The organism is Arthrobacter sp. 260, assembly GCF_013116745.1.
Classification (GTDB): Bacteria; Actinomycetota; Actinomycetes; order Actinomycetales; family Micrococcaceae; genus Arthrobacter_D.
Window position 1 is genome coordinate 1 of record NZ_JABFOE010000048.1, and the last position, 271, is coordinate 271.

Here is a 271-nt window from a genome sequence, read left to right on the forward strand (position 1 = left end):
GGTTGCCCGCGACCAGCGGCTGCTGATGGCAGACGATGTGGTGCAAGAGGTGGTTTTACTTGGCTCCGGGAGGGCATGATATGTTGAGGTCGGAAACCGCGCGCCGCGATGGCGATATCCGGTTGTCTTTCGAATTTTTCCCGCCCAAGAATCCCGAGATGGAAACCCACCTCTGGGAGACGGTTGAAGAGCTGAAAAAATGGAACCCGGATTTCGTCTCCGTCACCTATGGCGCTGGCGGCTCCACCAAGGCGCCGACGCTGGATGCGGT

1 protein-coding gene is annotated in these 271 nt (G+C 59.0%); it reads left to right on the top strand.

All coding sequences use genetic code 11. The features are described 5' to 3' along the window. Positions 1-80: 80 nt before the first annotated feature. Positions 81-271 (top strand): methylenetetrahydrofolate reductase (locus HMI57_RS18315; protein WP_171587425.1); only part of this gene is annotated, 191 nt, incomplete at its 3' end.